The following is a 13,217-nucleotide window of genomic DNA, read 5'->3' on the forward strand; positions in this document are numbered from 1 at the left end:
GGACGGTACCGACGGTCCGGGGGTGCCCGGCGGCGGGGTGACCAGGAGGTCCACCGCCCGGGTGACAGGGGCGCGGGACAGACCCGGCCTTACAGCCCGAGCAGCTCGCGGGCCTCGGTGGTGGTCAGCGGCGGCCGCTGAGCGAGCTGGGCGAAACCCACAGCGCGGGCGACCAACTGCATGTTGGACTCCACCGGGCGGCCCTTCGCGTACGTCACCGTGTCCTCCATGCCGACCCGCAGGTGCCCGCCGGTCGACAGCGAGGCCAGCAGCACCGCGATGGTGCTCCGGCCGACGCCGGTGGCCGAGAAGGTGGTGCCCTCGGGCAGGTCCCGCAGCATCCGGTGGGCCGCGACCAGGGTCTCGGTGTTGCCCGGCATCCCGCCCGGCACGCCCATCACGAAGTCGACGTGCACGTGCCCGCCGGCCGGCAGCCCGTACTTGCCGAGCAACCGCTGCAACGCGGACAGGTGGCCGAGGTCGAAGATCTCGTACTCCGGCACGATCCCGCGTTCCTGCATCCGGGTGTGCAGGTCGACGATGAACTCCCAGCGGTTGAGGAAGACGTCGTCGCCGAAGTTGACAGTGCCCATGGTGCAGGAGGCCATGTCCGGACGGGCGTCGAGCACGGCGAGCCGGGCGGCCTCCGGGTCGGTCACCGCGCCGCCGGAGGAGAGCTGGACGATCAGGTCGGTGCTCTCCCGCAGCGCCGCCACCGTGTCGGCCAGCCGCACCGGGTCGAGCGTCGGCCTGGCCTCGTCGTCGCGGATGTGGACGTGGATCACGGCGGCGCCGAGCGCCTCGCACTCCTTGGCGGTGAGCAGCAACTCGTCGAGGGTCACCGGCAGCGCCGGCACCTCCGCCTTGGCCGACTCAGCGCCGGTCGGGGCCACCGTGATCAACGTCCCTGTCGTCATGCCGGCGATCCTAGACGGCCCGCTCAGGACGGGTCGATCGCCGCCGCGGTCTCGCCGATCAGCAACGCGGCGTCGTCCGGGACGTTCCGCTTCAGCACCGCGAGAGCGACCTGGCCCAGCTCGTGGTGCAGCACGGCGGTGCCGACGAAGCCGACCGCCCGGCCGTCGAGGGTCACCGGCGTACCGGCCACCGGCGGCTGATCGGTGGTCACCCCGTCCAGATGCAGCAGTACGAGGCGACGCGGCGGCCGGCCCATGTTGTGTACCCGCGCCACCGTCTCCTGCCCCCGGTAGCAACCCTTGTCCAGATGCACCGCCGGGGCGATCAGGTCGACCTCGGCCGGAATGGTCCGGTGGTCGGTGTCCACCCCGACCCGGGGCTGCCGGGCGGCCACCCGGATCGCCTCGTACGCCCACAGCCCCGCGACCGGCACACCGGCGCCGCGCAGCTCCGCCACCACCTGGTCCATCGCCGACCGTGGCACCAGCAGGTCCACCCCGAGCGGACCACGTCGGGCCCAGCCGCCGATCGGCAGCGGCCGTACGTCGTACCGAGCGCTCGCCCGGGCTGGCACGGCACCGTGCGGGAACTTCGGACCCGGCACCGCGACCACGTCCGGTGCGGCGAGCCCGGTCACGCCGAGCGTGCCGAGCGCCTCCATGGCCGCCGGCCCGACCAGCGACAACAGCGCGCGCTCGGCCGTCGCGTCGCGTGGTTCGACCTTGCTGAAGAACCGCATCTTCTCCAGGTAGGTCAGCAGGCCCTGGGTCGCACCGGGCTCGGTGTCCAGCCAGGTGGTCTCGCCGTCCTCGGCGACCATGGCGTGCTGCTCGATGTGGCCGTGCGGGGACAGCACCAGCAACTCGGTGCCCTCACCGGCGGCCAGCGCGTTCAGGTGCTGCGAGGTGACAGTGTGCAGCCAACTGGCCCGTTCCTCCCCGGGCACCGCGATGATCCCTCGATGCGACCGGTCGACCAGACCGACAGCGGTGTCGAGGGTGCGCTGCTCGCGCAGCGGGTCGCCGTAGTGCGCGGCCACCCCTCGCACCCCGGCCGCGACGTGCGCCGGATCCGGCTGGTCACGGCTGGCCTCGTCGATTCCCTCGACGGCCACCGCACCCGCGATGTCGATCATTTTTCGTCCCCGTTCTCGCAGCGTACGCAGACGCCGAAGAGTGACACGTGCCCGATGTCCACCCGGAACCCGCGCTGCGCGGCCAACTGGTCGGCGAGGGGGCGGAGCAGCTCCGGATCGATCTCGTCGATCGCGCCACACTCCCGGCAGACCAGGTGGACGTGTTGGTGTTCACCGGCGGCGTGATAGGTCGGTGAGCCGTGCGACAGGTGCGTGTGGGTGACCAGACCGAGCCGTTCCAGCAGCTCGAGCGTGCGGTAGATGGTGGTGATGTTGACGCCGGCGGCGACCTCCCGGACCGCGGTGTGCACCTGCTCCGGGGTGGCGTGGCCCAGATCGAGCACCGCCTGGAGGACGAGCTGCCGCTGGGCCGTCAGCCGCAGCCCACGGGCCCGCAGCATTTCCGCGAGGGAGGATTCGGACACCGTCCGATCATAGTTCGGCCACCCGGCTGTTCCCCGCACCGCGATCGATCACCGCTACGCTCGACGGTCATGGTGAGGTCGTCCGTCGGGAAGAACGCGGCCGACCCGACCGCGCGGATCGCCGTCCTGGGGCGTGGCCCGGTGCCGCCCGGCGACCCGGTGCTTCGAGGTGACGACCTCGGGGTGCTGCACGGTGACGGCCTCTTCGAGACCATGCACCTACGTAACGGCCAGCCGTGGCTGCGCGACGAACACCTGGCCCGCCTGGCCACGGCGGCCGCCGCCGTCGAGCTGTCCCTGCCCCCCGTCAGCGCGCTGATCGACCTGGTGGATCAGGTGCGGACAGGCTGGCCAGCAGCTGTGGAGGGGGCGCTTCGGTTGGTCTGCACCCGAGGCCCGGAGGCCGGCGGTCCGCCCACCATCTACGCCACGCTGGCCCCGGTGCCGGCGGCCTCCCGGGCCGCCCGGAGGGACGGAATCACGGTGGCCACCCTGCCGCTGGGGCTGCCCGCCGCCGCCCGCAGCGGGCTGGCCTGGCTGCCGGCCGGCATCAAGTCCACGTCGTACGCGGTCAGCAGCGCCGCCCGTCGCTGGGCCCGCCGGGCCGGCGTGGACGACGTGCTCTGGATCTCCTCCGACGGGTACGCGCTGGAGGGCCCCACCGCGAATGTGGTGTGGCTCACCGACGACACGCTCTGCACGGTGCCGGCCGCCAGCACCGGCATCCTCGCCGGCACCACTGCGGCCTGGCTGCTCGCCCACGCGAGCGAGCTGGGCCTGGGCGCCGCCGAACGGATGGTCGGCACCGCCGAACTGCACGCGGCGGACGGCGTGTGGTTCACCTCGTCGCTGCGCGGAGCCGCCGAGGTCCACACGCTGGACGGGGTACGGCGGGCTCGCTGCCCGCGTACCCCCGCCCTACAGGCCCTGCTGGGTTTCCCCGTCTAGCCGGCCACCGACCGTCGAGGTCAGCCGCCGACCCGGACGAGTCGGGCGGAGAGGTGCGGACTGAGCCCGTGCCCCATGGCGGCCATCTCCTGGGCGTAGAGCAGCGCCCCCTCGACGATGCCGAAGAGCCGGTGCCCGCCGGTGACCTCCTTGGCGGTCGGAGTCCGGATCACCGCGTCGGTGGCGAACTCGAGCTGCGTGCCGGTGCGCTTGCCCAGGTGCAGCTCCATCACCCCGGTCGGGGTGGTCAGCAGCGCCTCCAGCTCGTCGGTCGCCCGCCCATCCACCAGCACCGGCCGCCACCAGCCCACCTCGCGGCCGGCCGGACGGACCGGTTTGCTCTGCTCGTCGAGGATCCACGCACGCGACTCGTAGTGCAGGAACGGTCGGCCGTCGTGGCTGATCCGGATCTCCTGCGCGTAGTCGAAATCCTCGATGGTGGGGAAGCCGCCCTTGCCCCGACCGCGCCACAGACCGATGTACGGCAGCAGGGCATCCAGCGCGGGGTGCAGCTTCGGCCCGACCCGCAGGTCGTGGCTCTCCTCGAACGGGTACTCCTCGACCGGCGGCGCGTTCAGCCACGGCGGCTGCAGCGGGTTCTCGCTCACAGGGCCACCTTCGTTCGCGACTGCGGGGCTCGCAAGCCCGGCTCACTCCTCGCGCTCACCAACGTCCTCTCGAAATGCGTACGGCAAGGTAGACCAGGCCACCGGCGAGCCCGCCCAGGCCAGCGACCAGCAGGCTGACAAACCCGATCTCGGTAACCATCCCGGCCATCCTATGCTGGGCCACATGGCCCGCACTCTCGTCGTCAAGGCCACCGCAGGGGCGGACGCCCCGGAGCGGTGCGCGCAGGCATTCACCGTCGCCGCGACGGCGGTAGCGGCCGGGGTGGACGTCTCGCTCTGGCTGACCGGTGAGTCCACCTGGTTCGCGCTGCCCGGTCGCGCCCAGCAGTTCGACCTGCCGCACTCCGCACCCCTGGCCGAGCTGTTGCACGTCATCCTGACCAGCGGCCGGGTGACCGCCTGCACGCAGTGCGCGGCCCGACGGGACATCGGCCCGGACGACGTCCTCCCCGGGGTCCGGATCGCCGGTGCCGCGGTCTTCGTCGAGGAGGCGTTGGCCGAGGGCGCGCAGGCACTCGTGTACTGACCGCACGGCGGCGGTGGGTCGATCCGAGCGGAGTGCCGATACCGACCCGACATCTCGGACGGCTGCCTACGATTCGGATGTGACCGAGGCGGCGGAGAGGTTCTTCGAGGCACTGCCGTCGCGCGCCGCCGAGGTCCTGGGCGGCCTGGCCGACGGCACCCTCCAGATCGACCTCGGCGAGGACCACCGCACCGAACACTGGCTGGTCCGGATGCGGCCCGGGTCGGTGCAGGTCAGCCGGGGACGCGGCCCGGCCGACGCGATCTGGTACAGCAGCGCCGCCCTCTTCGACCGGCTGATCACCGGTGAGGCCCAGGGGGTCGCGGCGGTGCTGCGCAACGAGAGCACGTTCAGCGGGAACGTGGTGCTCTTCCTCGCCTTCCGCCGGTTCTTTCCGAACCCGCCCGGCACCCGCGACCCCCGCGAAACGGCCCGTCGAGCAGCCGGGCGACTCAGGTGAAGGACCTCGTCAGCATTCTGGACGGCAACACCTTCCTGGTCAGCGACCGGCGTGGGGACATCGAACCGTCCTACGACTTCCCCACCGGGCTGTTCTCCTTCGACACCCGCTTCCTGTCCAAGTGGGTGCTCACCCTGGACGGCGAACGGCTGCACGCCCTCTCCGTCGACGATGCCGAGTCGTACCGCACCAAGTTCTTCCTCGCCCCCGGCGAACCCACGCACTATCTGGACGCCAAGGCGTCGGTGATCCGCAGCCGGGCGATCGTGGGCAGCTTCGAGGAGGAGCTGACAGTGCTGAACCACCTCGGCGCGGAGGTCGAGTGCACGCTCCGGATCGAGATCGGGGCCGACTTCGCCGACCTGTTCGAGATCAAGAACTCTCGGCAGAAGCGGGGCCGGACCACCGTCACTGTCGCCGAGAACGAGCTGCGGCTGACCTACCGGCGGGAGGCGTTCCACCGGGAGATGGTCGTCAGCACCACCGCGCCGGCGCAGGTCGACGACACCGGAATGACCTTCCGGATCCGGATCGCCCGCAACGACAACTGGAGCACCCGGCTGCACGTGTCCAGCGTCGTCTTCGGGGCCCGGGGCGAGGACATCCGGGCCACCCTCCCGTACGGCGGCAGCCGCAACGCGGACGCCATCCGGGCCGAGCAGCAGGAGCTGATCGACCGGGCGCCGAAGCTCGGCTGCGACTGCGAGCCGCTGGCCGGGGCGTACCGGCGCAGCCTCAACGACCTGGCCGCGCTGCGCTACGAGTCGATCGCCCTCGGCGTACGGCTGATCGCCGCGGGACTCCCCTGGTTCATGACCCTGTTCGGCCGGGACAGCATCATCACCTCGTTGCAGGTGCTGCCGTTCCTGCCGGAGCTGGTTCCGCCGACCATCCTGATGCTGGCCGGCTTGCAGGGGCACCGGGTGGACGACTTCCGGGACGAGGAACCCGGCAAGATCCTGCACGAGCTGCGGTACGGGGAGACCGCCGGTTTCGAGGAACAACCACACTCGCCGTACTACGGGTCGGCCGACTCGACTCCCCTGTTCATCATCCTGCTCGACGAGTACGAGCGGTGGACCGGTGACGCGGCACTCGTCCGCAAGCTGGAGCCGCAGGTCCGCGCGGCGTTGCAGTGGATCGACACCTACGGTGACCTGCTCGGCACCGGCTACCTCTGGTACCAGACCCGCAACCCGGAGACCGGCCTGCAGAACCAGTGCTGGAAGGACTCCTGGGACGCCATCTCGTACGCCGACGGTCAGCTGCCCGGCTTCCCCCGGGCCACCTGTGAGTTGCAGGGCTACGCCTACGACGCGAAGGTCCGGGCCGCCCGGCTGGCCCGGACCTTCTGGAACGATCCGGAGTTCGCCGACGAGCTGGAGCGCCAGGCCGCCGACCTCAAACGGCGGTTCGACAGCGACTTCTGGATCGCCGACCGCGAGTACTACGCGCTCGCGCTGGACGCCGACGGTCGGCAGGTGGACGCGCTGACCTCGAACATCGGGCACCTGCTGTGGAGCGGCATCGTGGACGAGTCGCGCGCCGGCAAGGTGGTCGAGCATCTGCTCGGGCCACGACTGTTCTCCGGCTGGGGGGTGCGCACGCTCGCCACGGACGAGGGGCGGTACAACCCGATCGGCTACCACGTGGGCACCGTCTGGCCGTTCGACAACTCGATCATCGCCTGGGGGTTGTGGCGGTACGGCTTCCGGGAGGAGGCAGGGTTGCTCTGCGACACGATGCTGGCCGCGTCCCGGTACTTCGAGGGTCGGCTGCCGGAGGCGTTCGCCGGCTACGCCCGCGACCTCACCGACTACCCGGTGGAGTACCCGACCGCGTGCAGCCCGCAGGCCTGGTCGACCGGCACCCCACTGCTGCTGCTGCGGGTGATGCTGGGGTTGGAGCCGCAGGGCGAGCACCTGATCATCGACCCGGCCGTGCCACCGGGGATGGGCCGGGTCGAGCTGCTGGACATCCCCGGCCGGTGGGGCATGGTCGACGCGTTGGGCCGCAGCCGTGACCCGGAGGACCAGCCGGACGACCGCTGACCTGAGCGGACGCCCAGCTCAGCCCGGGCAGCCGACGGTGGCCGCCAGTCGGGTCTCGTCCGGGCTGATCTCAGCCAGCACCGTGACGGCACCGCTGCGGTACGCGTACACCGGGGGTTGGTCCAGCAGTGGGCCGTTACCGGCCAGCGGGGCGAGTGCGGCCGTCGAGGCCGCCGGGCCGGGACCGTTCGCGGACCATGCGGTACGGGCGAGCCCGCCGCCCGGGCAGGGCGCGGTGACCAGCTCCGAAGCGGCGTCGCCCGGCCGGTCGAGGGCCCGCAGCGCGGCGGTCAGCGCGGTGGTCTCCGGGCCGCCGGCGGTGGCCGGGGCCGGCGTGTAGCCGGCGCCGACCGGTCGGCAACCGGTGTCGACGACCAGTCGCACCCGGCCGTCGACGGTCGGCCGGCCCTCGACGGCCACGAATTCTCCGGCGTCGGCGCGCAGCTCGGGGCCGTCCACGCCGGGCCCGACTCCGGCGCGCCAGCTCGCCGGCAGCCGCTCGGCGATGCCGACCAGCACGGCCCGCTCGTCACCGGTGGCCGCGAGCACCCCTACCTCGCGCCGCAGCCTCGCCCCGTCGGCGAACGGGGTCACCCGGCAGCCGGACGCGACCCGCGCGGGGCCCAGGTCCAGCAGACCGGCCGCACCTGCCGCGCGGGCCAACTCGCCGACCGCCCGGTCGACCACCGGGCCGGCCTGATCGAGGGAACGCTGTTCGCGCACGGTCGGCGGGTCGTTCCGCACCGATATCCAGGTGAGCCCGGCCAGCAGCACCGCCCAGGCCACTGCCACGGCCAGCAGCCAACGCCGCCGCGACCCGGCCGGTGTCGGCGCGGCAGGGCCGGCCGAAGAGGCCCAACCCGTCTGGACAGCACCGCTCACCCGGCCATGGTGTCACGCGCCCGCCGCCGGGCCGGCAGCGGAGGCGGTCGGCCCGACGGAGCGACCGCGGGTCAGTGGTCGTTCAGCCGGGGCGGCGGGTCGAGCCGGTAGCCGACGCCCCGCACGGTGTGCACCTGCGGTCCGCCCGGCAGGCCCCGCAGCCTGCGACGAAGCCGTCTGATGGTGGATTGCAGCGCTGCGGTGTCCGCGCCGCCCAGCGCGGAGACACAGAGCCGTTCGTAGCTCCACACCACCAGCGGTGGACCGATGAGCACTGTGAGCAACTCCCGTTCGGTGGGGGTCAGCGGGAGCACCTCGCCGCGCCAGGTGACCCGGTGTCCGGCCCGGTCGACGACCAGCTCACCCCACCTCACCAGGCCCCGCGCCCCGGTGAGCGGAAGGACTGTGGGACTGACCGGCGCCGGGTCCGTCGGCGACGACAACAGCTCGCGTAGCTCGGTCAGATCGAAACAGCTGTGCACCGGGGCGCGCCCGTCGAGTTGGCTCAGCACCCGCTCCCGAAGCGACATGTCCGTGCCCACGCAGAGGACGATGGGGACCGCTTCGTCGGACCCGCCGCTTTCATCCCTGAAATCCACCAGTAGATAGTGACGCATGCCAATGGATTTCGGCACCCGCCCCGGCGTGCCGGCGCGCTACGAAGAAACGACCGGGGCCGGCCACCCCCGGGAGGGTGACCGACCCCGGTCGATCAGAGCAGTGGGTCAGGCGACGGTGACGGCGACCTCGTTGACGCCTCGGCCGGCAGTGACAGCGGTGTCGCCGTTGCCGTGCCGGGACAACGCCCGCAGCGTCCAGGAACCCGGCGCGGCGAAGAACCGGAACTGCCCGGCGGCCGAGGTGACCACCTCGGCGGTGAACTCACCGGTCGAGTCGAGCAGCCGGACGTACGCGCCCGGCACCGGCTCGGCCTCGGCGGAACGGACGATGCCGGTGATGACGGTTTCCTTCTCCAGATCCAGGCTGGCCGGCAGCGGCGCGGCCTGGTCCGGTGCGGCGCAACCCGCGGCGGTGGGAAGAGTCATGATCAGGCCTCCCCGGGTTCGTCGCCGAGCGCGACCGGCACACCGACCAGCGAGCCGTACTCGGTCCAGGAGCCGTCGTAGTTCTTGACGTTGCGGTGACCCAGCAGCTCCTGGAGCACGAACCAGGTGTGCGACGAGCGCTCACCGATCCGGCAGTACGCGATGGTCTCCTTGCCGTCGTCGAGCCCCGCGTCACCGTAGATCTTGCGCAGCTCGTCGTCGGACCGGAAGGTGCCGTCCTCGTTGGCCGCCTTGGACCACGGCACGCTGATCGCGGTGGGGATGTGGCCGGCCCGCTGCGCCTGCTCCTGCGGCAGGTGGGCGGGGGCGAGCAGGCGACCGGCGAACTCGTCGGGGCTGCGCACGTCGACCAGGTTCTTGGTGCCGATCGCGGCGACGACCTCGTCGCGGAAGGCCCGGATGGAGGTGTCCGGCTCCTGCGCGACGTACTGCGTCGTCGGGCGGGACACCGCGTCGGTGACGAGCGGGCGGGCGTCCAGCTCCCACTTCTTGCGGCCGCCGTCGAGCAGCTTCACGTCACGGTGGCCGTAGAGCTTGAAGTACCAGTAGGCGTACGCGGCGAACCAGTTGTTGTTGCCGCCGTACAGGATGACGGTGTCGTCGTTGCTGATGCCCCGCTCGGAGAGCAGCGCCTCGAACTGCGTCTTGTTGACGAAGTCCCGGCGAACCTGGTCCTGGAGGTCGGTCCTCCAGTCAATCTTGATGGCGCCGGCGATGTGGCCGGTCTCGTAGGCCGAGGTGTCCTCGTCGACCTCGACGAAGACGACGCCCGGGGCGTCGAGGTTCTTCTCGGCCCACTCGGCCGAAACGAGTGCGGTGTCGCGACTCATCGAATCACTCCCTGGTGAGGATGGATGGTGAGCCAACGCGCGCGAATCGATGGGTGTAACTGTCGCACCACGCGCGGGACCCAGCGGAAGGACGGGATCACGGGTTCGTGCGACGGCGCCGCTGCCGGGCGTTCGGTGGGATAACCGGAGGGTGCGAGAACCCTGTGCCGGTGGCCGCCGTCAGGCGGCCGGAGACAGCCCCGCCGTCAGATGACGGGGCGACACAGGCAGGTGGCCACGCGGCACAGGTCGACCGCGCGCCGTTTGGTGAGGTGGGTCCCCATGGCCAGGGAGCCTACCAGCCAGTGACCGTGCTGCCACTGGGCCGACCACCATCCGGGAATCGCCGGGATCGCCGAGGATTTCGGCGTCCCACCGCGCCTCCGGCGTCAGCCAGCGGAGTTGATCGGCACGTTCTTGGCGTCGGCGGTGACCGCCAGCCCTTCCGGCAGTGGACGGACCTCCCGGACCGCGAGCTGGAACGGCAACTCCGGCAGGGGAACGTCGATGGAGATGCTCTTGGCGTAGTTGCTCAGGAAGGCCCGAGCCAGCGGCAAGTTCGGCAGACCCGCGGCGTCCAGGTCGTTGAACCGCAGGGCGACCGCGCCGTTGTCGGCGACGGTGACGTCGGCGGTGCCGCTGATGGTGAGCTTCTGACCGAGGATGTCGGCCGGGGCCTTGACGGTGAGCTTGCCGTTCTGCTCGCCAAGGGTGAGACCCGGGCGGTTCAGCAGCGCGGCCAGACTCTCGTAGCTGATCGTGCCGGCACCGTTGACGGTGTCCGCCACGACGTCACCCTGGCCGGTGCGCAGGGTGTCCAGCGAGGCCCGAACGTTGCGGGCGGTCACATCGAGCACCGGCAGCCGGACGGCGTCGCCCTCGACCGAGGCCTGCACGTCCCGCAGGTTGATGGTGATCCGCTGGTAACGGCCATCCAGCACCTGGGTGAGGAACGGAGTTCCGCCAACCTCGACCTCAGGTGGGGCGGACTGCGCGCCCTGCTTGGCGATCTCCTGGCGTACGCGGTCGCCGATCATCCGCTCAGCGACCCCGACCGCCACCCGGTCGGCGACCACCAGCAACCCCGCCAGCAGCAGGAGCAGCACGAACAGCCCGATGAGCAGCTTGCGGCCACGCCGTCGGGGTCGCGCCTGGTCCACCGGATAGTCCTGCGCCACGCCGCCTCCTGTCTCCGCCCGTCGCACCGCGACGGGTCGTTCGTACCGACGCCGCAGGGCGGCGCACCCGTAGGTACCCGACCGGCTCGGCGCTCAACCGTGACTCAGAGGAAGAGCATGCACATGGCGTACGCGGCGGGCGCCGCCAGGGCGAAGCCGCCGAGCGGGCCCTGCATGTGCCGGGCCACCCACATGGTGGGCGGTTCGCCGGCCATCAACCGACCCGCCTCCGCGTACCCCACGGCGAGGTCGGAGAGGACGGCGGTGACCGCCGCGACCAGGCCGATCACGGCGGCCCGGGTCGGCGTGAAGGGAGCCACCAGGTAGCTGCCGAGGAGGGCGCTGGTCAGCGTGCCGACCATCGCGCCGGCCACCACGCCTGCGGCGCCCCGGGGCACCTGCGGGGCGAGCCGGGGCCAGGGCAGTACGGCGTCGGTGAGTCGGGCGACGGTGAGCGCGACACCGCTCGCGGTCAGGCAGACGGTGATCGCCTGGGTGCCGGCCGGGATCCGGCTGAGCACGATCAGGGTGCCGAAGGCCACCACCCCCACCACGATGAGCAGCGTGGCGCCGAGGGAGTCGGTGACACGGACCCGGTCGACCCGACGAACCAGTTGGCCGAGCACGGCGGCGAGGAACCCGCCGGCGGCCAGGTAGCCCAGTGGCGCCAGGCCGGCGACGTCGGTCTGTACCGCTGCGATGTCGACCAGCGCCGCGACCACGGCGCTGATCCCGGCGACCACCAACAGCGCGGGCGGACGCATGGCCATCGTCCAGGCGAGCACGAACAGCAGTTGGACACCGAAGATGATGAAGGCGAACGGCAGCCGGTGACCGGGGCCCGACGTCTGCGCGCCGAGCACCAGGCCGACACCGAGCAGCGCGGCGAAGCCGGCGATGGTCAGCGCCAGTTGACGGTGCACCGCGACCGGGGGAACGACCTCCTCTTCCGGCTCGTCGATCTCGTCTTCGGATCGGCGGGCCGGCTCGCCGGCGCGACGGGCACGGCGCGGCCCACCCCGTTCCCGGCGGTCGCCGTCGGTGGTGGCCGGACCGGTACGCGGCGCGGGCGGTTGGCCGCGCGTCGCTGCGGCGGCCGGACCCGGTTGGGGCCCTGCGGGCCACGATTCACGGCCGGCCTCGGGCGAGGTGGAGGGAAACACGACCCGATCGTGCCAGACCGACGGCCCGACGCGGTGGTCACGGGTTTCAGCGACGTTAAAATCCGGGCCACGATCAGGGGCAAGGTAGACAAACGGGAAACGGCCTGACGGCGCGGCCGAGGCGATCGGTTAGGCTCAACGCGTTACCCGCCCGTCAGCGACGCCGGGACCACGCAATTTCTCAGCGCACTCCTTGATGAGTGCGACTGGTCGCGTGCGGCCTCGCGCCGCCGGGACGGAGGTGATCGTGGAGATCCTGCTGCTGGTGACCGCACGCGCAGGAGAACCGTCGGCTGTGCTGCCGGCGCTCGACCTGCTGCCGCACTCGGTCCGCACCGCGCCGCGTGATGTTCGCACACTGGTCGCGGGCCCCAGCCCGGACGCGGTGATGGTGGACGCCCGATCGGAGTTGAGCGAGGCCCGGGCGACCTGCCGGATGTTGCACGCCACCGGGCTCGGCGTGCCGCTTGTCGCGGTGGTGACCGAGGCCGGCCTGATCGCCCTCAACGCCGACTGGGGCGTCGACGACGTCATCCTCGCGTCGGCCGGCCCCGCCGAGGTCGAGGCACGGCTGCGGCTGGCGGTGGGCCGGCTCAGCAACGCGACCGCCGGCGCGGGTGGCTCGATCCGGGCCGGCGAGTTGACCATCGACCCGGACACCTACGCGGCCAAACTCAAGGGCCGTCCGCTCGACCTCACCTACAAGGAGTTCGAGCTGCTGAAGTTCCTGGCCCAGCACCCGGGTCGGGTGTTCACCCGGGACCAGCTCCTGCGCGAGGTCTGGGGCTACGACTACTTCGGCGGCACCCGCACGGTGGACGTGCACGTCCGGCGACTGCGCGCCAAGCTCGGCTCGGAGTACGAGTCGATGATCGGCACCGTCCGCCAGGTCGGCTACAAGTTCGTCGTTCCGCCGTCGCGGTCGCTTCCCGAGGCGGAGCACGCGCCCCTGCCGGTCTGATCCAAGGCCCGCTCCAGACGATTTCCCATATGCCCTTTTTGCGC

17 protein-coding genes are annotated in these 13,217 nt (G+C 71.8%); 5 read left to right on the forward strand and 12 right to left on the reverse strand.

Annotated elements, in window-relative coordinates; all coding sequences use genetic code 11:
- Window positions 1–89: 89 nt before the first annotated feature.
- Genes GA0070561_RS19635 through GA0070561_RS19645 form a run of 3 tightly spaced genes read right to left on the reverse strand, consistent with a single transcriptional unit; the run spans window position 90 to window position 2,478 of the window.
- A complete protein-coding gene (locus GA0070561_RS19635; protein WP_091402837.1) occupies window positions 90–917 on the reverse strand; it encodes a beta-keto acid cleavage family enzyme in 828 nt (275 codons plus the stop codon).
- Window positions 918–940: 23 nt separating this feature from the next.
- Window positions 941–2,053, reverse strand: a complete 1,113-nt coding sequence (gene ygfZ, locus GA0070561_RS19640) for a CAF17-like 4Fe-4S cluster assembly/insertion protein YgfZ (protein ID WP_091402840.1) — start codon at window positions 2,051–2,053, stop codon at window positions 941–943.
- Window positions 2,050–2,478: a Fur family transcriptional regulator gene (locus tag GA0070561_RS19645; protein WP_091402843.1), complete on the reverse strand. Its 429-nt coding sequence runs from the start codon at window positions 2,476–2,478 to the stop codon at window positions 2,050–2,052. The genes ygfZ and GA0070561_RS19645 overlap by 4 nt, the downstream gene beginning before the upstream one ends.
- Before the next feature lie 69 nt (window positions 2,479–2,547).
- Between GA0070561_RS19645 and GA0070561_RS19650 the strand changes: the two genes are divergently transcribed.
- On the forward strand, window positions 2,548–3,426 hold the full coding sequence (locus tag GA0070561_RS19650; RefSeq protein WP_091402845.1) for an aminotransferase class IV: 879 nt from the start codon (window positions 2,548–2,550) through the stop codon (window positions 3,424–3,426).
- Window positions 3,427–3,446: 20 nt separating this feature from the next.
- On the opposite strand, the gene GA0070561_RS19655 is transcribed toward GA0070561_RS19650, so the two are convergent.
- Entirely contained in the window at window positions 3,447–4,034 is a 588-nt protein-coding gene (locus GA0070561_RS19655) for a heme-binding beta-barrel domain-containing protein (RefSeq protein WP_091402847.1), read from the reverse strand.
- A 55-nt stretch (window positions 4,035–4,089) separates the two neighbouring features.
- On the reverse strand, window positions 4,090–4,194 hold the full coding sequence (gene mtfM / locus GA0070561_RS34555; RefSeq protein ID WP_030327764.1) for a small membrane protein MtfM: 105 nt from the start codon (window positions 4,192–4,194) through the stop codon (window positions 4,090–4,092).
- A 12-nt stretch (window positions 4,195–4,206) separates the two neighbouring features.
- Here mtfM and GA0070561_RS19660 point away from each other — a divergent pair, with 12 nt between their 5' ends.
- The 3 genes from GA0070561_RS19660 (at window position 4,207) to GA0070561_RS19670 (ending at window position 7,092) form a co-directional block, all read left to right on the forward strand.
- Complete coding sequence (locus tag GA0070561_RS19660) at window positions 4,207–4,581, forward strand: DsrE family protein (RefSeq protein ID WP_091402848.1); 375 nt, start codon at window positions 4,207–4,209, stop codon at window positions 4,579–4,581.
- Window positions 4,582–4,660: 79 nt separating this feature from the next.
- The gene (locus GA0070561_RS19665; protein ID WP_091402849.1) at window positions 4,661–5,041 is read left to right on the forward strand and encodes an SCP2 sterol-binding domain-containing protein; all 381 of its coding nucleotides are present in this window, start codon (window positions 4,661–4,663) and stop codon (window positions 5,039–5,041) included.
- The gene (locus GA0070561_RS19670) at window positions 5,038–7,092 is read left to right on the forward strand and encodes an amylo-alpha-1,6-glucosidase (RefSeq protein WP_091402850.1); all 2,055 of its coding nucleotides are present in this window, start codon (window positions 5,038–5,040) and stop codon (window positions 7,090–7,092) included. The genes GA0070561_RS19665 and GA0070561_RS19670 overlap by 4 nt, the downstream gene beginning before the upstream one ends.
- 18 nt (window positions 7,093–7,110) lie before the next feature.
- On the opposite strand, the gene GA0070561_RS19675 is transcribed toward GA0070561_RS19670, so the two are convergent.
- The 7 genes from GA0070561_RS19675 to GA0070561_RS19700 form a co-directional block, all read right to left on the reverse strand.
- A complete protein-coding gene (locus tag GA0070561_RS19675) occupies window positions 7,111–7,974 on the reverse strand; it encodes a hypothetical protein (protein ID WP_091402851.1) in 864 nt (287 codons plus the stop codon).
- Window positions 7,975–8,045: 71 nt separating this feature from the next.
- Complete coding sequence (locus tag GA0070561_RS19680) at window positions 8,046–8,504, reverse strand: winged helix-turn-helix domain-containing protein (RefSeq protein ID WP_091403566.1); 459 nt, start codon at window positions 8,502–8,504, stop codon at window positions 8,046–8,048.
- 195 nt (window positions 8,505–8,699) lie between these two features.
- Window positions 8,700–9,020 carry a DUF1416 domain-containing protein gene (locus tag GA0070561_RS19685; RefSeq protein ID WP_091402852.1) on the reverse strand — a complete coding sequence of 107 codons (321 nt, stop codon included), beginning with the start codon at window positions 9,018–9,020 and terminating at the stop codon, window positions 8,700–8,702.
- A 2-nt stretch (window positions 9,021–9,022) separates the two neighbouring features.
- A complete protein-coding gene (locus GA0070561_RS19690) occupies window positions 9,023–9,871 on the reverse strand; it encodes a sulfurtransferase (RefSeq protein ID WP_091402853.1) in 849 nt (282 codons plus the stop codon).
- A gap of 206 nt (window positions 9,872–10,077) precedes the next feature.
- The gene (locus tag GA0070561_RS34630; protein WP_310503780.1) at window positions 10,078–10,155 is read right to left on the reverse strand and encodes an Ms5788A family Cys-rich leader peptide; all 78 of its coding nucleotides are present in this window, start codon (window positions 10,153–10,155) and stop codon (window positions 10,078–10,080) included.
- 105 nt (window positions 10,156–10,260) lie between these two features.
- The gene (locus GA0070561_RS19695; RefSeq protein WP_091402854.1) at window positions 10,261–11,049 is read right to left on the reverse strand and encodes an LmeA family phospholipid-binding protein; all 789 of its coding nucleotides are present in this window, start codon (window positions 11,047–11,049) and stop codon (window positions 10,261–10,263) included.
- 104 nt (window positions 11,050–11,153) lie between these two features.
- Window positions 11,154–12,212, reverse strand: coding sequence for a hypothetical protein (locus tag GA0070561_RS19700; protein WP_091402855.1), 1,059 nt, complete (start codon window positions 12,210–12,212; stop codon window positions 11,154–11,156).
- Between the two features lie 241 nt (window positions 12,213–12,453).
- Between GA0070561_RS19700 and GA0070561_RS19705 the strand changes: the two genes are divergently transcribed.
- Window positions 12,454–13,173, forward strand: coding sequence for a winged helix-turn-helix transcriptional regulator (locus tag GA0070561_RS19705; protein ID WP_181518701.1), 720 nt, complete (start codon window positions 12,454–12,456; stop codon window positions 13,171–13,173).
- Window positions 13,174–13,217: the final 44 nt, after the last annotated feature.

It is taken from the genome of Micromonospora saelicesensis, from assembly GCF_900091575.1.
In the GTDB taxonomy this organism is placed as follows: Bacteria; Actinomycetota; Actinomycetes; order Mycobacteriales; family Micromonosporaceae; genus Micromonospora; species Micromonospora saelicesensis.

Excerpts from the sequence above, each read along its gene's own strand:
- GA0070561_RS19635 (WP_091402837.1), bottom strand. The coding sequence starts at position 917 with ATGACGACAGGGACGTTGATCACGGTGGCCCCGACCGGCGCTGAGTCG.
- ygfZ (WP_091402840.1), bottom strand. The coding sequence starts at position 2,053 with ATGATCGACATCGCGGGTGCGGTGGCCGTCGAGGGAATCGACGAGGCC.
- GA0070561_RS19650 (WP_091402845.1), top strand. The coding sequence starts at position 2,548 with ATGGTGAGGTCGTCCGTCGGGAAGAACGCGGCCGACCCGACCGCGCGG.
- mtfM (WP_030327764.1), bottom strand. The coding sequence starts at position 4,194 with ATGGTTACCGAGATCGGGTTTGTCAGCCTGCTGGTCGCTGGCCTGGGC.
- GA0070561_RS19660 (WP_091402848.1), top strand. The coding sequence starts at position 4,207 with ATGCTGGGCCACATGGCCCGCACTCTCGTCGTCAAGGCCACCGCAGGG.
- GA0070561_RS19680 (WP_091403566.1), bottom strand. The coding sequence starts at position 8,504 with ATGTCGCTTCGGGAGCGGGTGCTGAGCCAACTCGACGGGCGCGCCCCG.
- GA0070561_RS19685 (WP_091402852.1), bottom strand. The coding sequence starts at position 9,020 with ATGACTCTTCCCACCGCCGCGGGTTGCGCCGCACCGGACCAGGCCGCG.
- GA0070561_RS19690 (WP_091402853.1), bottom strand. The coding sequence starts at position 9,871 with ATGAGTCGCGACACCGCACTCGTTTCGGCCGAGTGGGCCGAGAAGAAC.
- GA0070561_RS34630 (WP_310503780.1), bottom strand. The coding sequence starts at position 10,155 with ATGGGGACCCACCTCACCAAACGGCGCGCGGTCGACCTGTGCCGCGTG.